This is a genomic window from Roseibium sp., from assembly GCF_048260565.1.
In the GTDB taxonomy this organism is placed as follows: Bacteria; Pseudomonadota; Alphaproteobacteria; order Rhizobiales; family Stappiaceae; genus Roseibium.
On record NZ_JBLXGP010000013.1, the window covers coordinates 104,934 to 129,841 of the forward strand.

Annotated in this window: 26 protein-coding genes; 17 read left to right on the forward strand and 9 right to left on the reverse strand. The window is 63.0% G+C overall.

Features of this window, described 5'->3' with window-relative positions:
* From ACN0SO_RS21985 to ACN0SO_RS21995, 3 genes are all read right to left on the reverse strand, one after another.
* The gene (locus ACN0SO_RS21985) at positions 1-501 is read right to left on the reverse strand and encodes a TRAP transporter small permease (protein WP_417681122.1); all 501 of its coding nucleotides are present in this window, start codon (positions 499-501) and stop codon (positions 1-3) included.
* Between the two features lie 31 nt (positions 502-532).
* Positions 533-1,573, reverse strand: coding sequence for a TRAP transporter substrate-binding protein (locus ACN0SO_RS21990; protein WP_417681124.1), 1,041 nt, complete (start codon positions 1,571-1,573; stop codon positions 533-535).
* A 111-nt stretch (positions 1,574-1,684) separates the two neighbouring features.
* Entirely contained in the window at positions 1,685-2,455 is a 771-nt protein-coding gene (locus ACN0SO_RS21995) for a GntR family transcriptional regulator (protein WP_417681126.1), read from the reverse strand.
* A gap of 476 nt (positions 2,456-2,931) precedes the next feature.
* On the opposite strand from ACN0SO_RS21995, the gene ACN0SO_RS22000 reads away from it, so the two are divergent.
* From ACN0SO_RS22000 to ACN0SO_RS22070, 15 genes are all read left to right on the forward strand, one after another.
* Complete coding sequence (locus ACN0SO_RS22000) at positions 2,932-3,234, forward strand: recombinase-like helix-turn-helix domain-containing protein (protein WP_417681127.1); 303 nt, start codon at positions 2,932-2,934, stop codon at positions 3,232-3,234.
* A complete protein-coding gene (locus ACN0SO_RS22005; protein ID WP_417681128.1) occupies positions 3,224-3,994 on the forward strand; it encodes an ABC transporter ATP-binding protein in 771 nt (256 codons plus the stop codon). Before ACN0SO_RS22000 ends, ACN0SO_RS22005 begins: the two co-directional genes overlap by 11 nt.
* Before the next feature lie 32 nt (positions 3,995-4,026).
* Positions 4,027-5,001: an ABC transporter substrate-binding protein gene (locus ACN0SO_RS22010; protein ID WP_417681129.1), complete on the forward strand. Its 975-nt coding sequence runs from the start codon at positions 4,027-4,029 to the stop codon at positions 4,999-5,001.
* A 77-nt stretch (positions 5,002-5,078) separates the two neighbouring features.
* Positions 5,079-5,846, forward strand: coding sequence for an ABC transporter permease (locus ACN0SO_RS22015; protein ID WP_417681130.1), 768 nt, complete (start codon positions 5,079-5,081; stop codon positions 5,844-5,846).
* A 159-nt stretch (positions 5,847-6,005) separates the two neighbouring features.
* Positions 6,006-7,049, forward strand: coding sequence for a Rieske 2Fe-2S domain-containing protein (locus tag ACN0SO_RS22020; protein WP_417681131.1), 1,044 nt, complete (start codon positions 6,006-6,008; stop codon positions 7,047-7,049).
* Positions 7,049-7,792, forward strand: coding sequence for an SDR family oxidoreductase (locus tag ACN0SO_RS22025; RefSeq protein ID WP_417681133.1), 744 nt, complete (start codon positions 7,049-7,051; stop codon positions 7,790-7,792). The genes ACN0SO_RS22020 and ACN0SO_RS22025 overlap by 1 nt, the downstream gene beginning before the upstream one ends.
* 7 nt (positions 7,793-7,799) lie before the next feature.
* The gene (locus ACN0SO_RS22030; protein WP_417681135.1) at positions 7,800-8,615 is read left to right on the forward strand and encodes an alpha/beta fold hydrolase; all 816 of its coding nucleotides are present in this window, start codon (positions 7,800-7,802) and stop codon (positions 8,613-8,615) included.
* A gap of 24 nt (positions 8,616-8,639) precedes the next feature.
* Positions 8,640-9,554, forward strand: a complete 915-nt coding sequence (locus ACN0SO_RS22035) for a VOC family protein (protein WP_417681137.1) — start codon at positions 8,640-8,642, stop codon at positions 9,552-9,554.
* Entirely contained in the window at positions 9,554-10,342 is a 789-nt protein-coding gene (locus ACN0SO_RS22040) for an SDR family oxidoreductase (protein WP_417681139.1), read from the forward strand. Before ACN0SO_RS22035 ends, ACN0SO_RS22040 begins: the two co-directional genes overlap by 1 nt.
* Before the next feature lie 10 nt (positions 10,343-10,352).
* Positions 10,353-12,026 (forward strand): thiamine pyrophosphate-binding protein, encoded by a 1,674-nt coding sequence (locus ACN0SO_RS22045; RefSeq protein ID WP_417681141.1) that lies wholly within the window; start codon positions 10,353-10,355, stop codon positions 12,024-12,026.
* Between the two features lie 3 nt (positions 12,027-12,029).
* Positions 12,030-12,854, forward strand: coding sequence for an aspartate dehydrogenase (locus ACN0SO_RS22050; RefSeq protein ID WP_417681143.1), 825 nt, complete (start codon positions 12,030-12,032; stop codon positions 12,852-12,854).
* A gap of 10 nt (positions 12,855-12,864) precedes the next feature.
* On the forward strand, positions 12,865-14,361 hold the full coding sequence (locus ACN0SO_RS22055) for an aldehyde dehydrogenase (RefSeq protein WP_417681144.1): 1,497 nt from the start codon (positions 12,865-12,867) through the stop codon (positions 14,359-14,361).
* Positions 14,358-15,614, forward strand: a complete 1,257-nt coding sequence (locus ACN0SO_RS22060; RefSeq protein WP_417681146.1) for an FAD-dependent oxidoreductase — start codon at positions 14,358-14,360, stop codon at positions 15,612-15,614. The genes ACN0SO_RS22055 and ACN0SO_RS22060 overlap by 4 nt, the downstream gene beginning before the upstream one ends.
* Complete coding sequence (locus ACN0SO_RS22065; RefSeq protein ID WP_417681148.1) at positions 15,611-16,078, forward strand: flavodoxin domain-containing protein; 468 nt, start codon at positions 15,611-15,613, stop codon at positions 16,076-16,078. The genes ACN0SO_RS22060 and ACN0SO_RS22065 overlap by 4 nt, the downstream gene beginning before the upstream one ends.
* A complete protein-coding gene (locus ACN0SO_RS22070; protein WP_417681150.1) occupies positions 16,078-16,677 on the forward strand; it encodes a pentapeptide repeat-containing protein in 600 nt (199 codons plus the stop codon). Before ACN0SO_RS22065 ends, ACN0SO_RS22070 begins: the two co-directional genes overlap by 1 nt.
* Positions 16,678-16,689: 12 nt before the next feature.
* Here the strand turns inward: ACN0SO_RS22070 and ACN0SO_RS22075 are convergent, their stop codons facing one another.
* The 3 genes from ACN0SO_RS22075 to ACN0SO_RS22085 all read right to left on the reverse strand — a co-directional run bounded on the left by ACN0SO_RS22075 (position 16,690) and on the right by ACN0SO_RS22085 (position 19,865).
* Positions 16,690-17,508 carry an IclR family transcriptional regulator gene (locus ACN0SO_RS22075; RefSeq protein ID WP_417681152.1) on the reverse strand — a complete coding sequence of 273 codons (819 nt, stop codon included), beginning with the start codon at positions 17,506-17,508 and terminating at the stop codon, positions 16,690-16,692.
* 113 nt (positions 17,509-17,621) lie between these two features.
* Positions 17,622-18,764 (reverse strand): FAD-dependent monooxygenase, encoded by a 1,143-nt coding sequence (locus ACN0SO_RS22080; protein ID WP_417681153.1) that lies wholly within the window; start codon positions 18,762-18,764, stop codon positions 17,622-17,624.
* Positions 18,765-18,917: 153 nt separating this feature from the next.
* The gene (locus ACN0SO_RS22085; RefSeq protein ID WP_417681155.1) at positions 18,918-19,865 is read right to left on the reverse strand and encodes a cupin domain-containing protein; all 948 of its coding nucleotides are present in this window, start codon (positions 19,863-19,865) and stop codon (positions 18,918-18,920) included.
* Positions 19,866-19,996: 131 nt separating this feature from the next.
* Here ACN0SO_RS22085 and ACN0SO_RS22090 point away from each other — a divergent pair, with 131 nt between their 5' ends.
* Together ACN0SO_RS22090 and ACN0SO_RS22095 are read left to right on the forward strand one after the other, a co-directional pair.
* Positions 19,997-20,797: an IclR family transcriptional regulator gene (locus ACN0SO_RS22090; protein WP_417681157.1), complete on the forward strand. Its 801-nt coding sequence runs from the start codon at positions 19,997-19,999 to the stop codon at positions 20,795-20,797.
* A gap of 202 nt (positions 20,798-20,999) precedes the next feature.
* Positions 21,000-21,791, forward strand: coding sequence for a sulfite exporter TauE/SafE family protein (locus ACN0SO_RS22095; protein ID WP_417681241.1), 792 nt, complete (start codon positions 21,000-21,002; stop codon positions 21,789-21,791).
* A gap of 73 nt (positions 21,792-21,864) precedes the next feature.
* On the opposite strand, the gene ACN0SO_RS22100 is transcribed toward ACN0SO_RS22095, so the two are convergent.
* The 3 genes from ACN0SO_RS22100 to ACN0SO_RS22110 all read right to left on the reverse strand — a co-directional run bounded on the left by ACN0SO_RS22100 (position 21,865) and on the right by ACN0SO_RS22110 (position 24,899).
* A complete protein-coding gene (locus tag ACN0SO_RS22100) occupies positions 21,865-23,193 on the reverse strand; it encodes a TRAP transporter large permease (protein WP_417681159.1) in 1,329 nt (442 codons plus the stop codon).
* Entirely contained in the window at positions 23,190-23,753 is a 564-nt protein-coding gene (locus ACN0SO_RS22105) for a TRAP transporter small permease subunit (protein ID WP_417681161.1), read from the reverse strand. Before ACN0SO_RS22105 ends, ACN0SO_RS22100 begins: the two co-directional genes overlap by 4 nt.
* 90 nt (positions 23,754-23,843) lie before the next feature.
* Positions 23,844-24,899, reverse strand: coding sequence for a C4-dicarboxylate TRAP transporter substrate-binding protein (locus tag ACN0SO_RS22110; RefSeq protein WP_417681163.1), 1,056 nt, complete (start codon positions 24,897-24,899; stop codon positions 23,844-23,846).
* Positions 24,900-24,908 lie beyond the last annotated feature (9 nt).

Consider the following 24,908-nt stretch of genomic DNA (forward strand, 5'->3'; position numbering starts at 1 on the left):
TTATTGGCCATCTGCGAGAAGCTCGGCGTCGGGCGCCTTGATCTGCCTGACGACCAGTTCCAGCGAAAACAGAATGAGGAAAGCCATGCCGACGGGGACGGCGCCGTAGACCCATGCCATGGAGATTTCCAGGGCCGGAGAGATCTGCGACTGGACCCGCATCGTCAGCTTGATGCCGGCGACCAGGATCAGGGCGAAGAAAACGATGCCGAGCAACGACGAGCCGACCAGCGCGGCACGGCGCGGGACCGTGGGCAGGTGAGACACCACCACGCCGATCGCCGCGTGAACGTTTCGTCTCAGAGCCACGGCCGAGCCCAGGCTGATCATCCAGATGAAGAGATAGCGGATGAGCTCGTCGGGAAAGGCGAGGGAGCTTTCGATGATGAAGCGGAAGACCACCGTCGCGATGCCGAGAACGAACATCGCGACGAAGCTGAGGACGCACACCACCGACAGTGCAAGCTCGGTTAGGTCGAGGAATTTCTTGATGACCTGCATGATCTGGGTTCCCTGCCGGTGGTGCGGGTGCTTACTTGGCTTCGACCGCGGACTGGATCAGTTCGGCGCCGATCTTGTCCTTGTATTCGGCCCAGACCGGTTCCATGGCCTTCTGGAAGGCGGCAGCCTGTTCCGGGGTCAGGCGGGTGACGACCATGCCGCCCTTCGCCATCTCGTCGAGATAGGTCGCCTCGACCGCGTTCAGTTCCTTGCGCTCCCAGTCCTGGGTCTCGATGGCGGTTTCCTTGAACAGCTCTTTCACGTTGTCCGGAGACTTCTGCCAGAGGCTGTCGCTTGCCAGGAACATGATGCCGGCCCATTGATGGCGGGACAGGGTGATGTTGCCCTGAACCTTGTCGAAGCCGAAGGCCTTGACGTTGCCGACCGGGTTGTCCTGGCCGTCGACAGTGCCCTGCTGCAGGCCGGTGAAGACCTCGGACAGCGCCATCGGCGTCGGGTTGGCGCCGAGCGCCTTGAAGGTGGCGACATTGAGCGGGTTGTTCACGACCCGGAATTTCACGCCCTTCATGTCGTCCGGCATCTCGATCTTCTTGTCGCGGGTCGTGATGGTCCGGAAGCCGCTTTCATACATGGCAAGCGTATGGATGCCGGTCTGCTTCTGCAGGCCGTCATAAAGCGCCTGGCCGACCGGGCCGTCGGAAACCGCATAGGCATGCTCGCTGTCGCGGAACAGGAACGGCAGGTAGAAGATGTCGAGCGGAGGATAGAAGCTCGCCACGTTGGTGGTCGGCACGAGGGCGAAATCGACAACGCCGATCTGGGCGGATTCGACCAACTCGCGCGAGGACCCGATGGTGCTGTTCGGGAACACCTGGATCGTGATCTTACCGCCGCTCTTTTCCTTGACCTTGTCGGCAAACATCTGCGCGCCTTTGGCGAGCGGATGGGTCTCGTTGTAGGGATGGCCGAATTTCAGGGTCATTTCCGGATAGTCTTCGGCGCTGGCGCCACCGAGCACGACGAGGCTCACGGAAAGGGCCGCAACGGCGGTGCGTGCGGTCCGGAACAGCCTGCTGGTCAGGCCGGGGCGATTGGATAAGGTCAGGTTCATGGAAGGTGCTCCTGTCTGCTGTGGTTTGATCCGCTCCCCAAAAGCGGACTGGTCACGATGGGCTTGGCGCCCATTCTGGTTTTCACCGGCGATGCGGGATTCACCGGCATGTCAAAACATCTCGCGCAGGTTGGTCTGTTCCGGCGAGGAGATGGGAACGATTTCGATGACCCGGTCGCTCGGCGGTACGAAGATCCTTTGCCAGGTGATCGGCGCGTCCCGGTAGCTGAGGCCGCCGATGGTCCAGACGATGCCGTATTGGCCATGGGGCACGTTCAGGACGCGCGTGATCCGTGGCGGCAGCGGCTGACACACCATCGTCTGATGCGTGTTGATCGTCGGTGCGTTGAAGCGTTCGGCCAGGAAGTCGCGGAAGGAAACGCCGTTGAGGGTCGCTTCGCTCATATCGGCGATCTCGGCAAACCGGCTCGCGGGCAGGTAGATCTCGCTGAAGACGTCGAATTCGTCGTTGACGTTCACGAGGCGATGGATGTGGACATAGTTCTCTTCCGGTGTCCCGAAGAAATTGCTCCAGGGTCCGCTCTCGCTGGTCAGCTCGACGTCGATGATCTTGAAGTAGACGGGTAGCAACCGCTTGCCGCCTTCCGCCATGAAACGGAAGTGCCGCAACTGGCCTTCCTGGGCCTGGGCGCCGGTGACGAAGGTGCCGCGCCCGTGATGGCGTTCCACCACGCCCATCTGCACCAGGCTGCGCAGGGCCCGCTGCACGGTTCCGAGGCTGGCATCCATTTCAGCAGCGAGCTGGTCTTCGGCCGGCAGGCGGTCCCCCGGAAGCCAACGCCCGTCTTCAATGGCGCTCAGGATCTCTTCGGAGATCTGCCGGTGTTTCGCTTTTGCCGAACCAAGTTTCGAAACTTTCACGGTCTGCACCTGTCGCGCTGGATAAAGTCCTATAAAGGACTGATGCTTATTACGCTACAGATTCAATAAATAGGCCACAAGTCCTATATAGGAATAAAGTTGGATTGGAGTCATTATGAGCAAATTGCCCATTGCCTGGACTTCGAACGGATGTGTTTTGCTCATCTGATGTGCAAATCGGATCAGGGATGGATCTGTACCGTGAGCGGATGAAACAGAAGCCTTGAGCCATTGCCGATCCGCCTGACCCCAAGCAATGCTTTAGTGCGAAGAACGGCGGGCGGATTGGAAGGACAGGGAGATCCGCCCTGCGGCGCTCATGTGAGCGCCGAACTTCTTTGTCGGAGTGGCGCGTTCCCTTGTTCGAAAAGCGTTTCCGGGGGCTTTTTTGAATTTTTCATTGACTCGACCCCTTTATCCGCGCAATCATCATAATTGATCAATGTGTTCAAAATTGAACAAAATCAGAGGGTCACATGGATCTGTTTAAAGACCGCCTGTCGCAAAAAGCGTTCGACACCAGCCGTCCGGCGCTTGCCCATCAGTCCCGGGGTCGGGACCTGACCGAGGTCGAGCAAAAACTCGCCGAAGCGCTGATGGAAATCTATGGCGCTGGCGCAAGCGATTATGCCGCTGTTGCCGCTGCCCTGACGGACCGCAAGGTCGTCGCGCCGATCTCGGGCAAGACCGACTGGACCGAGGCGCTTCTGGCGGAAGAGCTCACGGCCATCAACGCGGACTTCGACAGCGCTTACCTGGAAAACGGCTATGGCGCTTGAATTTCGCGGCGTCAGCAAGGAATTCGAGTCCCGCACCGGCGGTATGATGACGGCTGTCGACAGCGTCAGCTTCCGCGTCGATGAGGGGGAATTCGTTTCTGTCGTCGGTCCGTCCGGTTGCGGCAAGAGCACCATCTTGAGCATGACCGCCGGATTGTATCAGCCGACCGTCGGCGAGGTCCTGGTCAGTGGCGAGAAGGTGACCGGTCCGAACCAGCATGTCGGCTTCATGCTGCAGAAGGATCTGCTGCTGCCCTGGCGCAGCATTGTGCACAACATCGAGTTCGGTCTGGAGTCCCGTGGGGTGGCGCGCGAGGAGCGTCGTGCCATCGCCATGAAGGAACTCAAGCACTGCCATCTGGACGGCTTCGAGGGGCACTATCCCTACCAGTTGTCCGGCGGGATGCGGCAGCGTGCGGCCCTGGCCCGCACCCTTGCCATCGATCCCGAGATCATTCTGCTCGACGAACCGTTTTCCGCGCTCGATGCGCAGACCAAGATGCTGCTGCAGAACAGCTTCGCGGAAACGATTTCGGAAAGCCGGAAGACCACCCTTCTGATCACCCACGACCTTGCCGAGGCCGTCCTGATGTCCGACCGGATCCTGGTCCTGTCGGAGCGTCCGGGACGCGTGATCGCGGACATCAAGGTCGATCTGCCACACCGTGAACGGCCACTGCAGCGGCGCAAGTTGCCGGAAGTCAATAACTACGCCGCGCAGCTCTTCGAGCTGCTCAAACTAGAAGAAAAGACCATCTAGATCGTTTTGAAATCCAGCAGGGGATCTCTGTAATGAAGCGTTTCGCAATTAGCATGATGGCCGCCGTGATGGCGGTTTCCGCAGGTGCGGCCCAGGCTGCCGAAAAGGTGACCTACCTTTTCCCGGCACCGGACTTCCTGCCTGCCTTCGCCCCGTTCCAGCTTGCAAAGAACAAGGGTTATTTCGCCGATGAGGGCCTGGATGTCACCTTCATGGTCGGCAAGGGCGGCGCGGATGTAGCCACCCAGGTTGCCGTCGGCAACGCAGACATCGGCGGCGGCATCGGCGACACGCCGATCATCGTGCGCGCCAATGGCCTGAACATCCGCGGTGTTGCCCTCCTGGGCGGCCGCGGTCTGACCCAGCTTGCCTGGCGCAAGGATTCCGGCATCACCGGTCCGGCCGACTTCAAGGGCAAGGCGATCGGCGTGCTCGGCTTCCAGGACACGACCTACTACAACCTGCTTGGCGCCATGGCGTCCGTCGGCCTTAGCAAGGATGACGTCAACATCCAGGGCGTCGGCCCTGGCGGCATCATTCAGCTGACCATTGCCGGCACCCTGCAGGGCATGTCCGGTGTGCCGGAGTGGATCGCGGCTATCGAGGCTGCCGGCGTTCCGATGGACCAGGTTTCCGTCGACACCATGTTCCCGGCCATGGCCCAGGCGATCCTGGCCTCCGACAAGACCATTGCCGAGCGTCCGGAAGTCGTGAAGGGCATCGTTGCCGGCGTGATCCGTGCCCTCAAGGACATCCAGGCCGATCCGGCCAAGGCTGCACAGGAATACGTCTCCTTCGTGCCGCAGCACACCGGCAAGGAAAAGGCGATCGAGGCCATCATGCGCGCCTATGTGGAGAAGGTCTATCCGGCCGCTGAAGGTCAGCCGCTCGGTGCCTTCGATCCGGCGCGTATGGCCAAGGTGCAGAAGTTCTATATCGACAACGGTATCGTCAAGACGGCCGTTCCGGTGGAAGATCTCTATACCAACGAGTTCGTCCCGCAATGACGGATGCCAGTTCTTCAATCGGGGTCGCGGCGCCTGCCGCCGCGGCCCGTGGAGATCACAAGAGACGGAAGAAGCCGATGACTTCGTCGAAAAGCACCCTGTTCATGAGCCTTGCGGTCCTGGCCGTGTTGCTCCTGTGCTGGGAGTTTCTGCCGCCCGCGCTCGGCGTGCCGAAGTATATCATTCCGACCGTGTCCGACTGCGCGGTGGAAATGGTCCGCATGTGGCAGCAGGAAAACCTGCTCGGCAACACGATCTCCACCGCGGTCTACACCGTCCTGGGGTTCGCTCTCGGCAGTCTGCTCGGCGCCGTTATCGGCTATGTCCTGGGCATGTCGAGCTTCTGGGAAAAGGTGCTGTCGCCCTATATTCTGGCGCTGCAGATCGCGCCGAAGGTAGCCTTCGCGCCGCTGTTCATCATGTGGTTCGGCTATAACGCCATGCCCAAGCTGCTGGTGACCGTCCTGATCGTGTTCTTTCCGGTGCTGGTCAATGTGCTGCAGGCGATGAAGACGGTGGACCGGGACCTGGTCAACCTGGCGCGCGCCTACAACCTGTCCCGCCTGGGCGTTTTCTTCAAGGTCGAGATGCCGTCCACCATGCCGAACCTGCTGGCGGGCCTTCGTATCGCGTCGACGCTTGCCGTGATCGGCGTGACCGTCGGCGAACTGGTCGGCGGCAACGTCGGGCTCGGCTTCCTGATCTCCTACGGCGGCGGCCAAGCGAATGCGGCCATGGTGTTCAACGCCATCGTGCTGCTCACGGTCATCGGAATCGTTCTTTATACCGCGATCGCGCGGGTCGAGGAGCGCGTGCTCCATTACCTGCCGAAAGCGCAGAGCTGAACGGATCGGCGCGGGCCGTCCGACCTGAGGGAAATGCGGTGCGGTTCACCCCGGCGAAATCGGCCGGGAAAGGAAAACCGCGAGAAAAAGACACCAGAGCATAGGTGAGAGCCGGGGCGGGACATGAGACCGCCGGCCTTGGACAAGGAGTGGAGAGAGATGGCCGATATCGACAAGAAGGCGCTGATCGAGGAACGCGTCAACCAGGGGCTCCTGGGGCAATGGTACCCGGTCGCCAAATCCGTCGAAATCAAGGATTCCCGGCCTTACGGTGCGCGCCTGCTCGGCCAGAAGCTGGTCTTGTGGCGCGACAAGGACGGCAAGATCCAGTGCATCGAGGATTTCTGCCCGCACCGCGGTGCGCCGCTGTCTTATGGCGAAATCCATGACGGCAATATCGGCTGCCGCTACCACGGCGTCATCGTTGACGGCGAAGGCGTCGTCAAGCGGGTGCCGGCCATGCCGGAATGTGCCCTTGAGGGCCGCAAGGCGCTGAAATCCTTCCACACCACCGAAACCCACGACGCGGTCTTCGTCTACATGCCGAGCGTCGAGCACCCGGAACCGCCGGAACTGGCCCTGCCGCAGGAGTTCACCAGCGACGAGTGGACCGGCTTCCTGTGTACCTCCGTCTGGGGCACCAACTACCGCTACGCTATCGACAATCTCGCAGACCCGATGCATGGCTGCTACCTGCATGCGGAGAGCTTCACGCTCGCCTATGGCGCCAAGCAGGACCTGATGAAGCTGGACAAGACCGATGACGGCTTCCGCGTCAGCCGGGTCGAGCAGGCCGGCGACAACTTCGACTGGACGGAGTTCGAGATCCATCCTGGCACCATGTTCTGCTTCCTCGATATTCCCTATCCGCCGGCGGCAGGCCCCGGTGGCAACATGCGTATCGTCGGCTTCGTGTCCCCGATCGACGAGACCACCTGCAAGGTGTTCTTCTGGCGCCTGCGCAAGGTCAGCGGACTGGCCCGCGAAAGCTGGCGCTTCCTCTATCGCGCCATGCTCGAAGAGCGTCACTGGCACGTGCTGGAGCAGGACCGGGTCATGCTGGAAGGCATGCCGGACGACGCCCGCAAGCGCGAAATGCTGTACCAGCACGACCTTGGTGTTTCCCGTATTCGCCAGATGCTGACCCGCGCGGCCAAGAGCCAGATCGAGGCTGAACTGAGCGCGCAGGAGGCAGCCGAGTAATGCTTAAAGGGCGGACCATACTCGTCACTGGTGCTGCGCGCGGCCTCGGGCGTGAAATCGCACGGTGTCTTGCCGGCCATGGCGCCCGGCTGATTCTGGCGGATATCGCCGAGGAGGAAGGCCGTGCCGTGGCGCAGGAGCTTGGTGACGCGGTCCGCTTCCTTCCCGTCGATCTCGGCGAACCGGCATCCATTCAGGCGCTTGGCGAGGCCGTTGCTTCCGAGACCGGGGGCAAGCTTCATGGTCTCGTCAACAACGGCGCGATCGCGACGGGCATCGGCGGCATTCCCTTCGACGAGATCGAGATCGACAGTTGGGACCGGGTCATGCGCGTCAACGTCCGCGGCACCTGGCTGATGACCCGCGCCTGCCGGCCGATGCTGGCGGCCTCCGGCTCCGGCCGGATCGTCAATGTGGCCTCCGATACCGCACTCTGGGGTGCGCCCCGGCTGATGTCCTATGTGGCGAGCAAGGGCGCGGTCATGTCCATGACCCGTTCGCTCGCCCGTGAACTCGGGCCGGAACGGATCGGGGTGACGGCGGTCGCGCCGGGCATCCTGACCACGGAATCCACCGACTACGTACCGGAAGCCCGCCATCGGCTCTACTCCGAGGGCAGGGCGGTTCCCGGTCCGCAGGCAGCCTCGGAGATCACCGACGTGATCGCCTTCCTCGTCAGCGAGGGTGCCCTGACGCTGACCGGCCAGGTGCTGCCGGTCAACAACGGTTTCGTATTCAAGTGAGCCGCCCATGACTGTCCAGACCCACATTTCCGGCGGCATTGAATACCTGGATCGGCCGGGGCAGAGCGACGACCCGGTTCTGGTGCTGCTCCACGGCATCGGCAGCAATGCGACGTCGTACGAACCCTTTCTCGATCACATCGCCCCGGACTTCCGGGTGATCGTCTGGAATGCGCCGGGCTATGGCGGATCGGAGCCTCTGGCAAAGGACTGGCCTCAGGCCGCCGATTATGCCGAGGCTCTGAAGAGCCTTCTGGACCGTCTCGGACTGGACCGGGTGCTGCTCGTCGGCCATTCGCTCGGAACCCTGATCGCTGCGACCTTTGCAACCGCTCATCCGGACCGCGTGGCGCATCTGCTGCTGGCATCGCCCGCTCTCGGTCACGGCGTAACGCCGGGGAGCCCTTTAAGCGCGGCGGCCCAGAAGCGGCTGGATGATCTTGCCGCACTTGGGGCCGAGAAATTCGCCGAAGCGCGCGCTGCCCGGCTGGTGTTCGAACCGGATGCCAATCCGGATCTGGTCGCCCGTGTCCGCGATGCCATGTCCCGGGTCTCCAGCCCCGGCTACGACATGGCGGTGCGCATGCTGGCATCCGGCCGTCTGCTCGACGATGCCTCCCGGCTGGCCGTACCGACCGATGTGATTGTCGGGTCGGAAGACGTGGTGACGCCGCCGGAAGCCGCCCGCAAGACCTATGCCGCCATTCCGGAAGCCGTACGCGGCACGTTTACGGAAGTGCCGTCGGCGGGACACGCCCTTTATCAGCAGGCGCCTGAGGCTTTCGCCTTGGCGCTGGCTTCAATGACTTCGCCCGTATCGTGACGGGCCGGAACAGGAGACTGGAAAATGTCTGATCCGATACGCGTCGGCGCTCTGCGCGGCATCATGATGCGCGGACCCGGTATAACCGAGACGCTGCCGTTCTACGAAGACATGTGGGGTCTCGACCTGTCGCACAAGGGCAATGACGAGGTTCTCCTGCGGGGTACCGGCACCGAGCCTTTCCTCTACGGCCTCAAGGATGCCCCGGTCTACGGCATCGAATATGTCCACTTTTCCATGCCCGACCGGGCCTCGATGGACGCCCTCCATGCCCAGGTCACGGCAGCGGGTGCTTCCGTTGTCGGCGATCCGGCGCCTTTCCCGGATTTCTGCGGCGGTTATGGCTTTGAGGTGCTCGATCCGGACAACCGCCGCCTGCGCTTCCGCACCGAGGCCAAGGAACTGGAGCCGAAGAATGACTGGGCGCGTCCGCGCAAGGTGAGCCACGTGGTGCTCAACACGCCGGACATGGAAGGCGTTCAGGACTGGTACTGCAAGGTGCTCGGCTTCCGGGTGTCCGACTATTCCGCCGACCAGATGGTCTTCCTTCGCTGCAACACGGACCACCATTCGATCGCCCTGGTGCGCGCCCACTATCCGAGCGTCAATCATGTCGCCTTCGAGATGCCGACGCTGGACGAGTTCATGCGCGGCATCGGCCGGATGAAGCAGAAGGGTCATGTCCCGACCTGGGGACCGGGCCGGCACGGACCGGGCAACAATCCTTTCGCCTATTTCGTTTCTCCGTCCGGTTTCGTGATCGAGTTCACCTCCGAGCTGCAGCAGATCGACGAGGCGACCCATGAAGCCAAGGTCTGGCCGCGCACCGATCCCGAAGCGATGGACCGCTGGATGACGGCCGGCCCGCCAACCCCGGCGCAGCGCGCGGTCATGCAGGGCCGTCCCGATCCGGGCTTTCCGGAACTGAGGAAGAACTGATGCATTACGGCTACGACGGCCGGGTCGCGGTGGTGACCGGCGGATCTTCAGGCATCGGGTTGGCGACGACGCGCCTGCTTCTGGCAAGCGGTGCGAACGTGGCGATCTGTGCCCGCAATGAAGAGCGGTTACAGAAGGTCGCTTCGGAACTGACCGCCGAATTCGGTGAGGGCCGGGTGCTCGCCAAGGCGCTGAACGTGCTCGACGAGGCCGATGTCCAGGCCTTCGCGGTCGACGTTCAGGACCGGTTCGGCCGGTGCGATCTGCTGGTCAACAACGCCGGACAGGGCCGGGTGTCGACCTTCGCCGAAACGTCCGATGAGGACTGGCGCGCCGAATACGAGTTGAAGGTGTTCAGCCAGGTCCGCCCGGTGCGCGCCTTCAAGGCGATGCTCACGGAAGCGAACGGCTCCATCGTCGTGGTCAACTCGCTGCTCGCCTATCAGCCGGAGGCGCACATGGTGTGCACGTCTTCCGCGCGGGCCGGCGTTCAGAATCTGGCGAAATCTTTGAGCGTGGAACTCGCGCCGAAGGTTCGGGTCAATTCCATCCTGCTCGGCCTGGTCGATTCCGGCCAGTGGCAGCGCCGGTTCGAAGCCCGCGAGGACAAGAGCCAGAGCCGCGAAGACTGGTACGCCGATCTCGCTTCTAAAAAACGTATCCCGCTGGGACGGCTGGGGCAGCCGGAGGAGGCCGCCGCGGCGATCTGCTTCCTGGGCTCGCCCGCCGCCAGCTACATCACCGGCGCACAGATCGAGGTCTCGGGCGGCGTCTCCCGGCATATCTGAGGGAACAAAAATGAAAATGGAAAAGATCACGATCACTGAAACGGTCGGTGACTTCATCGCCCGCTACCTCGCCGAAATCGGCGTCACCACCGTGTTCGGGGTCATCTCGATCCACAATATGCCGATCCTCGACGCGATCGCCCGCCAGGAGCGCATCCGCTTCGTGCCGGCGCGTGGCGAGGCCGGCGCCATGAACATGGCCGATGCCTATGCCCGCGTGTCGCAAAGCCTTGGCGTGGTCATCACCTCAACAGGCACGGCCGCCGGCAATGCAGCCGGCGCACAGGCGGAAGCGCTGACCGCCGGGTCGCGGGTCCTGCACATCACCACCCAGGTCGATATCGAATTCGCAGACCGGGACCGCGCCGCCATTCACGACGTGCCGCGCCAGCCGGATATGCTCAAAGGCGTCTCCAAGGCCTATTTCCGCATGTGGGACGCGCGCAATGCGGTCGGTACCCTGACGGCGGCCGTTTCCTCTGCGTTGAGCGCGCCGACGGGTCCGGTCAGCCTGGAAATCCCGGTCGATGTCCAGCGCACCCAGGCCTGCGAGACCGGAGCGATCCACGCACCGGTGCCGATGACGCCGCGTGCGCCCGATGCGGTCGTCGAGGAAATCGCCGAGCGGATCAAGTCGGCAAAGCGTCCGCTGCTGTGGCTCGGGGGCGGTGCCCGTGGGGCTTCCAAGGAAGCAAGTGAACTGCATCGTCGCGGCCTCGGCATCGTCACCAGCACCAACGGTCGCGCCATCGTCTCCGAAGAACAGCCGGGCAATCTCGGCGCCTTCAACATGACGCCGGAGGCCCAGGAGCTTTACCGTAAATCCGACCTGATGATCGTCGTCGGCTCGCGTCTTCGCGGCAACGAGACCCATAACAACGCGATGGTCCTGCCGTCGCCGCTGGTCCAGATCGACGCGGACGCCACCCAGGGCGGCCGCAACTACCCGGTCGAGATCTTCGCCCACGGTGATGCCGCCGACACGCTCGGCCGGATCCTCCAGCTGCTGCCGGAAAAACTCGATGTCGATCCGAACCAGGCCTTCGATATTGCCACGGCGCGCGCGACCGCCGAAGGGCGCATGCGCGACGTTCTCGGCCCCTATCGGGTCATCGCCGACGAACTGGCAGTTCGGGTGTCCGATGGTAAACATCCCTGGGTGCGTGATGTCACCATTTCCAATTCCACCTTCGGCAATCGATATGTCCGGATCGCAGAGCCCCGGCACGGTGTTCACGCCCTCGGCGGCGGCATCGGTCAGGGCGTGGCCATGGGCATCGGCGCCGCCCTGGCTTCGCCCGAGGCCAAGGCTGTGACCCTGCTTGGCGACGGCGGCACCATGCTCGGCATCGCCGAGATGATCACGGCAGTCGAAGAAAAGGCCGGCCTGGTCTACGTTCTGATGAACGACAAGGCCTATGGCGTCATCCAGAACATCCAGGATGCGCAGTATGACTCCCGCCGACACTATTCCGCTCTGGCGACGCCGGATTTCGCCACCTTCTGCGCTTCCATCGGTATGCCGCACCGGGTCGTCGGCTCGGTGGACGAGTTCGCGGACGCCTTCGAGGAAGCCGTTTCCGTCGAAGGGCCCAAGGTGATCGAGGTCGACATGTGCGCCATCGGTCCCTTCGCCCAGGCCTTTTCCGGTCCGCCCGCGGGAGCCGCAGGAAACAGGACCTGATCCATGCGCCTGGGACTGATCGGATACGGCAATATCGCCGGGACGCTGCTGCGGCTGATTGCGGAAACCCCGGAAATCAGGCTGGAAGCGCTCACGGTGCTCGGACTGCCGGAGAAAACGGACGCATTGGTCCAGGACCTTGAAGCCACTCATGGCGGTCTGGGCTGCAGCTTTGCGGCTGTCTCCAGCGCCGAAGGTCTGCTTGCGGCCAAGCCCGATCTGGTTATCGAATGTGCCGGCCATCAGGCCGTCGTCAGCCATGTGCCGACGATCCTGAGGGCCGGTGTCGATGTGGTGCTCGTGTCGATCGGTGCCTTTGCGCACCGGGAGCTGGAAGCCGAGCTTCGTGCAGCAGCCGAGGACGGTGGAGCGCGGATCGTGCTGCCGGCCGGTGCGGTCGGCGGGATCGATCTGCTGGCCGCCCTGCGCCCGGCCGGACTGACATCGGTCATCTACCAGGGCTGCAAGCCGCCTGCGGCCTGGGCCGGAACGCCCGCGGAAGCCGCGGTCGATCTCGATGGGCTCACGGAAGCCACGGTGTTCTTCTCCGGCTCGGCCCGCGATGCGGCCGCGCAATATCCGAAGAATGCAAATGTGGCGGCGACCATCGCGCTTGCCGGACTCGGCTTCGACGACACCAAGGTCGAGCTGATCGCCGACCCGGCCGCGTCCGGCAATACCCACGAATTCACCGCGGTTTCCGGCGTCGCACGCACGTCGATCCGCATCGAGAACCTGCCGTCGCCCGGCAACATCAAGACGTCCGTGACCACGGTGTACAGCGTTCTGCGCGAGCTGCGGAACCGCGTCGCTCCAGTCGCGATTTGAGGAGACCCGGATGATCGACCTTCCTGAAGGCAAACTTTTCGTCGGCGGCGTGTGGGAAGAGGGCACGGGCCCGGAAATCACCTCGATCTTTCCAGCGGACGGCACGGTCAACCGCGTGTTGCGCGGCGCGTCGCAGGCCGACGGTCTGCGCGCCATTGAGCGCGCCCGCGCAGCACAGGCCGATCCGGCCTGGCGCAATCTGAAAGCCCATGATCGGGCGAAGTACCTCTATGCCATCGCAGACGGCATTGAAGCGAATGCAGATCGGATTTCCTTTATCCAGACCCGCGACACCGGCAAGACCCTGAGGGAAACCAAGGCGCTGGCGATGTCGGCGGCCGGAACCTTCCGCTACTTCGGCGCGGTTCTGGAAACCTCCGACGAGGCGCTGACCGTTCAGCGCGGCGACGCCCTGACCCTGTCGGTCTACGAGCCGCTCGGCCTCGTCGGTGCGATCACGCCATGGAATTCGCCGATTGCATCGGACGCGCAGAAGGTGGCGCCCGCCCTTGCCGCCGGAAACGCGGTTCTGCTCAAGCCCGCGTCGTGGTCGCCGCTCGTCAGCCTGGAACTGGCGCGTATCGTGGAAGCGGCCGGTCTGCCGAAGGGATTGTTCTCAGTGCTGCCGGGTGCCGGCCGAGAGATCGGCAACCTGCTGGTCGATCACCCGGACATCGCAAGGGTCAGCTTCACCGGCGGTACCACCACCGGCCGCCAGCTTGCCCGTCAGGCGGCGGAAAAACTGATGCCGGTGTCGCTGGAACTGGGCGGCAAGTCGCCGACCATCGTCTTTGCCGATGCCGATATCGACCAGGCGATTGCCGGTGTCCTGTTCGGCATCTTCTCCTCCACCGGTCAGAGCTGCATCGCCGGCGCGCGCCTGTTCGTCGAGCGCCCGATCTACGACCGGTTCGTGTCCCGTCTGGTGGACGTCACCAAGCGTCTCAAGGTCGGTAATCCGTTCGAGGCGGACACCCAGGTAGCGCCGCTGATCCACTTCGATCACCGCGAGAGCGTGGCCGAACACGTGGAGGCCGCCCGCGCCGACGGCGGCGAGATCCTGTGCGGCGGCAGGGCCCCGGAAGGCGCGGACTACGCCAAGGGCGCCTATTACCTGCCGACGATCATTGCCGGCCTGCCCAACACCGCACGCCTGTGCCGCGAGGAAGTGTTCGGGCCGGTTCTGGCCGTGCTTCCCTTCGACAGCGAAGAGGACGTGATCGCCCAGTCCAACGACAACAGCTACGGCCTTGCCCTGGGTCTGTGGACCCGGGACTTCCCGAAGGCCTGGCGTGTCGGCCGGGCCATCAGCACCGGCACGGTCTGGGTCAACACCTACAAGCAATTCTCTATCTCTACCCCGTTCGGCGGCGAGAAGGACAGCGGCATCGGCCGCGAAAAGGGCAGGGAAGGCATGCGCGCCTATATGGCGCAGAAATCGATCTACCACGACCTCTCCGGCAAGCCGCATCCCTGGGCCCTGCCGGCCATGGAGGGAGCCGCATGAGCGCATCCGTTGCCATTATCGGGGCCGGACCGTCCGGATGTTTCCTGGCACAGGCCCTGCTCAAGGCCGATCCGGAACTCAAGGTCGACCTGATCGACCGCCTGCCGGTGCCTTATGGTCTGGTGCGTTACGGCGTTGCCGCCGATCATCAGGGCACCAAGGGCATTACACGCCAGTTCGAGCGGGTCTTCGAACGCATGGGCGCGACTTTCATCGGCAACCTGGCCATCGGCGAAGATGTGTCCCTGGACGACTTGCGTGCCTGTTACGATGTCGTCGTTCTGGCGGCCGGCCTGCCGGGAGACCGGTCGCTCGGTATTCCGGGCGAGGATCTGGACGGCGTGATCCGCGCCGGCGATCTGACCCGTGCGCTATACGAACATCCCGATGCCCACCCCTTGCCGAAGCTTGGCAAAAGAGTCGTCATCATGGGCAACGGCAATGTCGCCATCGACCTGCTTCGCATCCTCGGAAAGACGCCCGACGAATTGGCCGGATCTGATTTCGGTGCCGGGCCGAGTGAATGGCTTGCGGCCAACGACATCGAGACCATCGATATCGTCGGTCGTTCTGCGGCCGAAGCCGCCAAGTTCGATCCGGTGATGATCAAGGAGCTCTCCAAGCTCTCCGGCGTAACCATTCGCGTCGAAGAAATGGGATCTGCCGAGAGCGACAACGGTCAGAAGAAGCTGGACGCGTTGGCGACGGTTGACGGTCACGGCACTGGTCCGCGCCAACTGACGTTCCGCTTCGGCCTGACGCCTGAGGAGATCACGGGCGAGGGCGGCAACGTGACCGGTGTCCGCTTCCGGAATGCAAGTGGCGAAGCGGTCGAACTCGCCTGCGATAGCTTCATCACGGCCGTCGGGTTTGCCGCGGCCGGCCATTTGGGCCGGGACGATCTGGTTGCCTCGGCCGAAGACGTGGAGGCAGGCGCCCTGGCGCCGGGTCTCTATGCGACCGGCTGGTTCCGGCGCGGCCCGCGCGGCACCATTCCGGAAAACCGTGCGGACGCGCAGGCGCTTGCCACCCGTATATTGGCGGATCTTGACGCGGCCGGCGCGGATGCCGGAAAAGGCGAGCGAGACGGACTGACAGCCGGACGCGCCGATCTGGTCGACTACGCCGGCTGGAAGCGGATCGACGAAGCCGAAACGGCCGACCTGCCGGCGGACAGGACCCGCCGCAAGATCGCCTGCCGGCAGGACATGCTGGCTCTGGCCCTGCAAAAATCTGAGGAGATCAACGGATGAAGATCACTGTTCTCTACGGTACCGAAACCGGGAACGCCGAGATGCTGGCGGAGGACATCGTCTCCAGCCTGGAAAGCAACCACGAGGCCGAAGCCGTCAACCTGTCCGATTTCGCGCCGGACGACTTCGAGGCGGGCGGGTTCTATCTCGTTGTCTGCTCCACCTATGGCGACGGCGAACTGCCGGCCTCGGCGAAGCCTTTCGCGGAAGCCATGGCTCAGTCCGATGCCGATCTTTCCGGTGTTAGTTTCTCCGTCTTCGGCCTCGGCGATTCCGAATATGATGAGACCTTCAATCACGGCAGCAAGCGCATTGCCGACCTGCTCGCCAAACACGGCGCGACCCAGCTCGGCGATCGGCTGACCCATGATGCGTCCGGCAGTGACATGGCCGACGATCTGGCTCTGCCTTGGGCAGAGGAAATGGTTGCTCTCGCCGTAAAACAGGCTTCAGAGGCAGCCTGATGCTCGCCCGGGAAATCCGCGACCGTCTGTCGACGCCGTGGCATCACGGCGAACGCATCGATCTCACCGGGATCGAATGCGAAGGCCGGCTCGATCTGTCCGGCCTTGAACTTGCTGGCGTCGACTTCCGGAACGCGCGGTTTCCCGACGGCATCGATGCCCACGACGCGGTGTTCCAGGGCCTGTCCTGGTTCGGCGGAGCGATCTTCGGCGGGGAGGTCTCCTTCTCAGGCACCTCGTTCCGCAACGATGCACGGTTCGAGCAGGTAACCTTCTCCCGCAAGGTGTCCTTTGCCGGTTGCGAATTCCGCGGCATCGGCAATTTCAACGGCGCCGTTTTCGAAGGCGATGCGGAGTTCGCGGGCGTTGTCGCCTATGGCAACTTTTCGCTGGAAGGCGCGAGCCTGCGCCAGCAGGCGGATTTCTCCGGTGCCGAGTGGCTGGGCGGGCTCTGGTGCGATGGTGTCCGGCTTCCGGAAAACGCCGATTTCACCGACACCCAGATCCACGGCCGCCTGTGGCTGCGCCGGGCCCTGACCGGCAACAGACCGCTGACCGCGGACCGGTTCGGCCTGTCTTTCGGTTATACCTACGACTGATTTTTTCGAAATTTAGGCCCTGCGGGCGGTGCGCGACGTGTGACCGAGCGCTTCGGAAATCCGGTTCGCGGCGGTCTTGATCGCGCGTTCGATCACGCCGGCCTCGTCCGTGCCCGGCGTGAACACGCTGTCCTGCCCGGTCACGTTGATGCCGCCGACAGCGCGGCCTCGGTCGTCGTAAACGGCGACTGCGCAGGAGCCGATCCCCGGCTCGAAGTTGGCGACGCTCCAGGCAATCCGGCCCTTGCGGTCTTCGGCAAGCTGGGCTTCCAGTTCCTCCAGGGAGGTTCTGGTCTTGTCCGTATAGGCATCGAGTTTCACGTGGTCGTAAAGCTTGTGCAGCGCCTCGGGAGCGAGTTCGGACAGCAGAATACGCCCGATGGTGGTCGCATGCGCCGGCAGCCTGGTGCCGACGCGCACGTTGCTGACCAGATAGGAGTTCGGCGTTTCCCGGGCCAGGTAGACGATCTCGAGGCCGTCGAGAATGCCAAGGTGCGCCGACAGGTTGAGTTCGGCTGCCAGGTCGGCAAGGATCGGCCGGGCGATCTGGACCACATCCCGGTCGGCGATGGCTTCGGAGGCGAGTGCGATCAGCCCGGTTCCGAGCCGGTAGCCGGCGCCTTCGTCGATCTCCTCGATCATGCGCTCGTCTTCCAGCGTATGAATGAGGCGGATCAGGGTGGTGCGGTTGATGCCCAGTTCCTTGGAGGCCGAAGAGATGTTGCGGCAGCGGTTGCCGGCTCCGATATAGCGCAGGAGCGCGATCGCCCGCAGAACCGGCGGAACCGAATAGCCCGTCTGTTCCGCGTCCTTGTCGGATGCCAACGTCATGCTGCCCCCTGATCCAGGTCTCATACTTTCAAACGAAATCGGGATGATTTCAAAAAGCTGATCTAATGTGAACGATATGTCACATATTGATCATTTTCTCAATCGTCGTTTCGTCACGCAGCCAGGTCGTCCAGACCCACTTCCCAGGCATGATAGCCATAGACCCAGTCGGCATTGCCGCGGTCTTTCAGCCATTCATTGGCAAGGGAACTTTCCTGGACGTGGGCGGTGCGGGGCTTTCGTGCGGTCTCGTAGGTTTCGAGTGCGGCCGGCACCTCTGCGGGTGTCTTGCCGTCCAGAGAACGCGCCAGAACGACGGCGTCTTCGATCGCCATGCACGCGCCCTGGGCCATGAACGGCACCATCGGGTGGGCGGCATCGCCGAGAATGGTGATCCGGCCCTTCGACCAGTGTTCCATCGGCGTGCGCACATGCAGGGCCGAACGGGTCACGGTCTCGCAGGCCTCGAGCAGGGCACGGGCCTGCGGATGGAAATCCTTGTAGACCGCGCGCAGCTCTTCGATGTCGCCGGGCAGGGTCCAGCCTTCCTCGGCCCAGTCGTTCTGCGGCGTGGTCGCGAAGACGAAGATCTCTTCGCCGCGGGTCAGCGGGAAGGTGACGATCTGGTAGTCGCTGCTCGGGCCCCACCATTTGGTGAAGGCGTCGAGATCCGGAATGCCGGCGCCCTTGGAGCGCGGGAAGACCGCGCGGTAGGACACCAGCCCGGTGAACTTCGGGTCGTCCTTGCCGAACAGCGCGGTACGGACGACGGAATGGATGCCATCGGCGCCGACGACAACGTCGAAGTCGGCATGACTGCCGTCCGCGAAGCGGATGGTCGCCTTGGTGCCGTCCTGTTCGACACCGGTGACTTTGCAGCCGAAGAGAATCCTGTTGGCCGGAAGGCGATCGGTCAGGGCGTTGAGAAGGTCGGCCCGGTGGATGGTCAGCTGGGGCGAGCCGTAGCGTTCCTCGGCGGCCGTGCTCATCGGCAGGCGGGAGGTTTCTTCGCCACTGTCCCACTGGCGGCTGATCCGGTGCGTGGGCCGTGCCGCGGTTTCGCGCAGCCGCTCGCCGACACCGAGCCGGTCGAGGGCATGGACGGCGTTCGGGGTCAGGTTGATATCGGCGCCGACGCGGCCGAACTCGGAAGCCTGTTCATAAATCGTCACGTCGTGGCCCATGTCGGTCAGCGCGATTGCCGCGCACAGACCACCAACACCGCCACCGCAGATCCCTACCTTCAAAACGGCCATTTCAGTCCCTCGGAAAGATCATATTTGAACTATTCGTTCAATTGTTGTCGTTTATGGATTGCCCGTCAACCGGATAACTACGTAATCGGGGGCGTTTCGGGCTCTATGGAGATGAAGGAGGCGAAGGCCGCCCCCTTCATGTGCTTTGCGGCATCAGGCCTTTTCGAACTTGACCGTTTCCGGCTCGGCGGAACCCACCACATACCAGACGGTTGCAGGCGCGGCGCTGTTGTTGCGGAACCAGTGCTTGCGGCCGGCCGGGGTCTTGATCAGGTCGCGCGGTCCGAGTTCGACTTCGGTGGTTTCACCGTTTTCTTCCCATCCGACAGTCAGGGAGCCCTCAAGCACGAAGAAGGCGTCTTCCACGTCCCGCGTGAACGGTTTGACGCCGACCTGCGACGGAATGCCGAGCATTTCCTTGCGGCAGGTGTCGGTCTCCACGCCGCCCGGGCCGCAGTAGACCTTGCGGGTGAAGCCGGCATCGTCCCAGGTCGTTTCCAGCTCGTTGTGGCGCGCGACGTATTTCGCCATCAGCTTTTGCAGAGGATGGGAGCCGTTCGGGTCGAACGGCATGGTCTTGCCCGGCTGGGCGCCGAAGCTGCGGGCCAGTTCCGGCGCATGTTCCTTCGGGTGGTAGTGGTAGACCGGTGGCAGCGGCTTGCCGACGTCAACGGAAATCGACATCAGGACCGGCTCGACGCCGTCGACGCGGAAACCATGGCCGATCTCGCGGGCGTTCAGGATCATGTCCTTCGGGCCGAGGTTGACTTCAACCACTTCGCCGTCCTTTTCCCAGCCGACGATCAGGCTGCCGTCGATGATCAGGAAGCTTTCCTCGATCTCATGGCTGTGGCAGGCGGCGTATTTGCCCGGCTCTTTGTAGATCAGCGACAAGGTGAAGTGATCCGGCTTCAGGGTCGAGGTGTCGCCGACCTTCGGCGAACCGCCGGCGCCGATATAGCGCATCTGGGCGCGGGAGAGGTCGGGAAAGCCGATGTTCGACGGGAAGGCTTCCCAGTCGAAGCGCTTGTCGACAAAGCGGCCGGTATTGGCCTTCAGAGCTTCCTTGAGGGTTTTGAATTCCTGGTTCTCGATGTTCATGTCGGCGTCTCCGTCCTCATACGCGATTGAAGTGAGCCGATCCTAGACCCATCTTGTTTTACGGGTGAGGCTGCGTTTTACTGGTGAAACGCAAACCGATTTTACTCCGGGGAACAGGAAGATGAGAGAACATGGCGGCTGACGAGGATCGATACCTGGTCCCGGGCCTCGTGCGCGGATTGAAGGCGTTGCAGTGTTTTACCCCGGAAACGCCGAACCTTTCCCTGAAAGACATATCGGAACGTCTGGGGATCACGCGCTCCGCAGCGTTTCGTACGGTCTACACACTAGCTGAGATGGGATGCCTGATCCACGACCAGCGTACCAACACCTACTCCGTCGGTCCCGGTATCCTGCGGCTCAGCTACGGTTATCTGGCCACGCGCGAGATCGTCGAGATCGCCCAGCCGGAACTGGAACGCCTGCGCGACGAACTGAACTGGTCCGCCCATATGGGCGTGCTGGACGGCACTTCCGTTCTCTATGTCCTGCGGGTGCCTGCGCATTATGCCGATGCCTCCATCGTTCACGTCGGCAGTCGCCTGCCGGCGCGCAACACCGCAATCGGCCGGGTGATGCTCGCCGACCTTGGAGAAGACAGCCTGCTGAGCCTGTTTCGCAGCGACAATGCCGGCGTTGGCCAGACGGCGGCCAATCCTGCGGAGGTTCTTGCGCAGGCGAGGGCGGATCGTGGGGCGGAGGCAATCGTCCACGCCGGTCATTTCGAGGCCGGCATCGCGTCGGTCGCTGCCCCGGTCCGCGACATGACCGGTCATGTCGTCGCCGGGATTAACGTCACGGCGCCGATTTCCGAACATCGGCTCGACGAGTTGAACGGCCCGGTACGGGCGAAACTGATCGAGACCGCGAGCAGGATCTCCAGACTGCTCGGCTGGCAGGTGCCTGAGGGCGGCGGTACGAACGAGCGCTGAATTCCCGGAAACGCGGTGTGCCGGACGGCCGGCACGGCCCGAAAATGATCATATTCATATTTCATATTGTATGAATGTAGTCTGCCGACTATGGTCCGGCCGGAAAGCGACGACCGCGTTGCGGGGCCGCCGAAGAGCGCCTTAGGCGACTGGTGTCGAACAGAACAGGTGGACCGGCCGAAAAACGGTCGGCGAACAGATGATGTATCTTGATCCGGTACAATACGGTCTCGGGGTTCTCTCGGGCGGACTTGTGGGTTTCACGCTCGGCATGTTCGGCGGCGGCGGGTCGGTTCTGGCCGTGCCCTTGATGGTGTATCTCGTCGGCGTTCCCAGCGCCCATCTCGCCATCGGAACAAGTGCCTTCGCCGTCGCGGCCAACGCCTTTGCCAATCTCCTGAGCCATGCCCGGCTCGGCAACGTCAAATGGCGGTGCGCGGCCGTTTACAGCGTCGCCGGTATTGTCGGCGCCTTCATAGGCTCCAGTGTCGGCAAGATCGTCGACGGACAGAAACTCCTCCTGCTGTTTGCCCTGCTCATGTTCGTGGTCGGCGGCCTCATGTTCCGCAAGCGCGGGGCGGAGGGAAATCCGGGGGCGCAATGCTCCCGCGAGAACGTGCACAAGGTTCTGGGCTTCGGCGGCCTGACAGGCATTTTCTCCGGCTTTTTCGGAATTGGCGGGGGCTTCCTGATCGTGCCGGGCCTGCTTGCGTCGACCGGCATGCCGATCCTTTTCGCGATCGGTTCATCGCTTGTCGCCGTCACCGCATTCGGGCTGACGACGGCCTTGAATTACGCCTTTTCCGGCTATGTGGACTGGGTGCTTGCGGCGGTCTTCATCGGCGGCGGTGTGTTCGGCGGTCTCATCGGCGGAATGCTCGCCAAGCGCCTGTCGACACGAAAAGGCACGTTGAACACCCTGTTTGCCGGCCTGATTTTCGTGGTCGCCAGCTACATGCTCTACCGAAGCATCGGCCAGATGTTGCAGTCCTGAAGTGCTGATCGTGGAAACCGCTGTCCGGTCTTCCTTATCGAACCGGCCATCGGTCCGGATTTCGGTCCCGCGATCACAGGAAGACGGTTGCGATCCCCGGGATCAGAATGACGAGCAGCAGGACACACAGCATCACCCCGATAAACGGCAGCGTGCCGGCAAAGATCTGCTCGACCGACACGGCCGGATCGTTGAGCGTGTTGTGCACCGTAAAGACCGAGATCCCGAAGGGCGGCGTCAGCAGGCCGATTTCCACCGCGATCACGATCGCGATGCCGAACTGACTGAGGTCGATCCCCATGCTTTGCGCGATCGGGGCTGCGATGGGAACCATGATCAGAAGGATCGACGTGCTGTCCAGGATCATGCCCATGAGGAGGATGAGGCCGGCACAGAGCACCATGAAGCCCATCGGACCGAGACCGCTCTGGTTGACCAGGCCGGCAATCGCGTTGGGCAGCCCTGCAATCGAAAGCATGCGCGAATAATAGCTCGCCGCGATCAGCAGGAGCAGGATCGAAACCGAGATCACGCCCGTCTGCTTCATCACCTGCCAGAGATTGTGACGGTCGAGGGAGCGCCGCGACAGGGCGACAAGCAGCGCGCCGAAGGCGCCCACGCCACCGGCCTCGGTCGGAGTGAAGAAGCCCGAGTAAAGGCCGCCGAGAACCAGGATGACGAGCAAGATGATCGGCACCAGCTTGGCGATCATCCGCCCGACCGGCATGGTTTCGAAGTCGCGGTCCAGCCGGCGCATTTTCGCGGCTTCCGGATCGGTCATCACGAAACCGGGAAAGAGCAACGTCACGGAGATCAGCATCGCCACGAACCCGCCCGCGAGCAGCAGGCCGGGCACGATGCCGGCGATGAACATGCCGCCGATGGAGACTTCCGCAAGCACACCGTAGATGATGAGCAGGAGGCTTGGCGGGATCAGCATGCCAAGCACCGAGGAGCCGGCGACTGTCCCGGCTGAAAACGCGGAGCGATAGCCGTGGCGTTTCATTTCCGGAACGGCGACACGGGTAAAGACCGCGGCCGACGCAATGGAGACACCGGTCACGGCGGCAAAGATCGTGTTGGCGGCGACGGTCGCGACACCAAGTCCGCAGACGACGCGGCGAAGCAGTTCCTCGGCGACTTCGAACGTGTCGCGCCCGACGTTCGAGACGCTGACCAGAAGCCCCATCAGCACGAACAGCGGGATGGTCGCGAAAAGATAGTCCGCAATCCCGCTGTAGGCGGTCAGTTCCAGCATGCGAAAGGCGAGATCGAGATTGTGGCGGATGATCCAGATGCCGGCGAAGGCCACCAGGAACAGCGCATAGGCGATCTGCATCCCGAGCAGGACAAGAAGGATCAGCGCACCGACTAGCAGGAGCCCGATGGTGAGGGTCGTCATGGAAGGCTCCGGAACTTGCGGATTTCATCTTGCGCGCGGTAGAGCGCTGCGAGGACCGCTGCCGCGGACCCCAGGACAGTGATGCCCCTGAAGGGCCATGTCGGTATGGTGAAAACGCCCTGGACGCCGAAGAATTCCGATGTCGCCCAGGCGCTCGCAAGCTTCGGCCAGGACGCCCAGACGATCAGGGCGAATACGATCATCCCGGCAATGCAAAACAGCGCTTCGACCAGGCAAACGCCCTTTGGCGAAACGCCCTGAAGACGACGGATCAGAAAATCGGCGCGGGTCAGCCGTTTCTGCAAGATCGCGGCGGCTACCTGCAGGAAGACGATGGCGACGACGGCACGTCCCGCGATTTCCGCCACACCGGTAATCGGTGCGTTGAAGAAGTTGCGTCCCAGAACATCGGCCACGATGAGCACCATGAGCGCTCCGATCGCGAGCGTGCCGATCGATGACATGATCGCGGCTAGACTGCCGAGGGCCGCGCCGAAGGGCGCTTCCGAGAAAGCCGGGACGTATGCGTCATCGCTTTCGGCATTGGTGTCATCGGTCATCTTCGCATCCACTTCGATCTGCAAACACCCGCCCGGACGGACCCCGGGCGGGTGGAGAGTGCTGTTATCGCCTAAGGCGCAAGGTCGATCCTAGAGGCCTTCGTCCCATGCCCTCAACGGCTCGGCTCCGCGAGCGCGCAGCGCATCGAAATAGGCCTTCAGGACCACGCGCCCGGCATCGCCGGTCTGTTCCAGCCACGGCTCCACGATATTGGGCAGGCCGTTGACCCAGGCAGCCTTTTCCGCTTCCGGCAATTCGTGGATCGTCAGGCCCGCAGCCTGCATTTCGGTCAGCGCGCGCTTGGCAAGATCCTCCACATACTGGCCATGGGCCTGGGAGGTTGCCTTGGCCGCTTCACGGAAGGCTTTTTGGACCGGCTCCGGCAGGCCCTCGAAGAAATCCTTGTTGGCCGCGATGCCGCCGAAATACATCGAGCCGATGCCCACGCGGGTGAGTTCCGGCGCGACTTCGTAGACACGCGTCGGCAGAATGCCGGACGCAAACGACAGTGTGCCTTCGGTCACGCCCGTCTGGATGTTCGTGTAGTAGGTGGTGAGCGCGCCATCGACCGGCGTGGCACCCGTGCCGCGCAGCCAGTTCGCCGACGTTCCGGGTGCGTTCAGCTTCCGGTTAGCGAGGTCACCCATCGAATTGACAGGGAAGGTCGCGTAGATGTCGTAGCTGTCGGTGATCAGCGACGAAAGGTGAACCATGCCGTTTTCGGCCCAGCTGTCGCGAAGCTCGGGCAGGTTTTCGGAAAGATCATCGAAAATCTCGATGATCATCTTGTGGTCTTCGGTGGCGAAGGGCGTGAAATAGGTCACGTTCTGGAGCGGCATGTTGGCGCCTTCCCAGACTGTGCCGACCATGCCGACGTCGACGATGCCGTCCATGACGGCTTCACGGGTATCGGTGAACTTGTAGAGCGTGCCGCCGTAGGATTCGACCCAGTTGATCTTGTACTCGCCCGCGGCCTCCAGGATGCGGTTCACTTCCGGTTCGAAGGTGTTCTTCATCGCATAGACCCAAATGTTCTGTTCCGGGTGCGATGAGCCGATATTGACCGTGATGGTCTGTTGCGCGGCGGCGAAGCCGGCGGAACAGGCGACGATGGCCGTCGCGGTCGCCAAGGTAATGAACTTCATGATTTCCTC

Bases quoted from the DNA above. Each gene is read 5' to 3' on its own strand.
- ACN0SO_RS21985 (WP_417681122.1), bottom strand. From the start codon at position 501: ATGCAGGTCATCAAGAAATTCCTCGACCTAACCGAGCTTGCACTGTCG.
- ACN0SO_RS21990 (WP_417681124.1), bottom strand. From the start codon at position 1,573: ATGAACCTGACCTTATCCAATCGCCCCGGCCTGACCAGCAGGCTGTTC.
- ACN0SO_RS22000 (WP_417681127.1), top strand. From the start codon at position 2,932: ATGGATCTGTTTAAAGACCGCCTGTCGCAAAAAGCGTTCGACACCAGC.
- ACN0SO_RS22005 (WP_417681128.1), top strand. From the start codon at position 3,224: ATGGCGCTTGAATTTCGCGGCGTCAGCAAGGAATTCGAGTCCCGCACC.
- ACN0SO_RS22010 (WP_417681129.1), top strand. From the start codon at position 4,027: ATGAAGCGTTTCGCAATTAGCATGATGGCCGCCGTGATGGCGGTTTCC.
- ACN0SO_RS22015 (WP_417681130.1), top strand. From the start codon at position 5,079: ATGACTTCGTCGAAAAGCACCCTGTTCATGAGCCTTGCGGTCCTGGCC.
- ACN0SO_RS22020 (WP_417681131.1), top strand. From the start codon at position 6,006: ATGGCCGATATCGACAAGAAGGCGCTGATCGAGGAACGCGTCAACCAG.
- ACN0SO_RS22025 (WP_417681133.1), top strand. From the start codon at position 7,049: ATGCTTAAAGGGCGGACCATACTCGTCACTGGTGCTGCGCGCGGCCTC.
- ACN0SO_RS22030 (WP_417681135.1), top strand. From the start codon at position 7,800: ATGACTGTCCAGACCCACATTTCCGGCGGCATTGAATACCTGGATCGG.
- ACN0SO_RS22035 (WP_417681137.1), top strand. From the start codon at position 8,640: ATGTCTGATCCGATACGCGTCGGCGCTCTGCGCGGCATCATGATGCGC.
- ACN0SO_RS22040 (WP_417681139.1), top strand. From the start codon at position 9,554: ATGCATTACGGCTACGACGGCCGGGTCGCGGTGGTGACCGGCGGATCT.
- ACN0SO_RS22045 (WP_417681141.1), top strand. From the start codon at position 10,353: ATGAAAATGGAAAAGATCACGATCACTGAAACGGTCGGTGACTTCATC.
- ACN0SO_RS22050 (WP_417681143.1), top strand. From the start codon at position 12,030: ATGCGCCTGGGACTGATCGGATACGGCAATATCGCCGGGACGCTGCTG.
- ACN0SO_RS22055 (WP_417681144.1), top strand. From the start codon at position 12,865: ATGATCGACCTTCCTGAAGGCAAACTTTTCGTCGGCGGCGTGTGGGAA.
- ACN0SO_RS22060 (WP_417681146.1), top strand. From the start codon at position 14,358: ATGAGCGCATCCGTTGCCATTATCGGGGCCGGACCGTCCGGATGTTTC.
- ACN0SO_RS22065 (WP_417681148.1), top strand. From the start codon at position 15,611: ATGAAGATCACTGTTCTCTACGGTACCGAAACCGGGAACGCCGAGATG.
- ACN0SO_RS22070 (WP_417681150.1), top strand. From the start codon at position 16,078: ATGCTCGCCCGGGAAATCCGCGACCGTCTGTCGACGCCGTGGCATCAC.
- ACN0SO_RS22075 (WP_417681152.1), bottom strand. From the start codon at position 17,508: ATGACGTTGGCATCCGACAAGGACGCGGAACAGACGGGCTATTCGGTT.
- ACN0SO_RS22080 (WP_417681153.1), bottom strand. From the start codon at position 18,764: ATGGCCGTTTTGAAGGTAGGGATCTGCGGTGGCGGTGTTGGTGGTCTG.
- ACN0SO_RS22085 (WP_417681155.1), bottom strand. From the start codon at position 19,865: ATGAACATCGAGAACCAGGAATTCAAAACCCTCAAGGAAGCTCTGAAG.
- ACN0SO_RS22090 (WP_417681157.1), top strand. From the start codon at position 19,997: ATGGCGGCTGACGAGGATCGATACCTGGTCCCGGGCCTCGTGCGCGGA.
- ACN0SO_RS22095 (WP_417681241.1), top strand. From the start codon at position 21,000: ATGTATCTTGATCCGGTACAATACGGTCTCGGGGTTCTCTCGGGCGGA.
- ACN0SO_RS22100 (WP_417681159.1), bottom strand. From the start codon at position 23,193: ATGACGACCCTCACCATCGGGCTCCTGCTAGTCGGTGCGCTGATCCTT.
- ACN0SO_RS22105 (WP_417681161.1), bottom strand. From the start codon at position 23,753: ATGACCGATGACACCAATGCCGAAAGCGATGACGCATACGTCCCGGCT.
- ACN0SO_RS22110 (WP_417681163.1), bottom strand. From the start codon at position 24,899: ATGAAGTTCATTACCTTGGCGACCGCGACGGCCATCGTCGCCTGTTCC.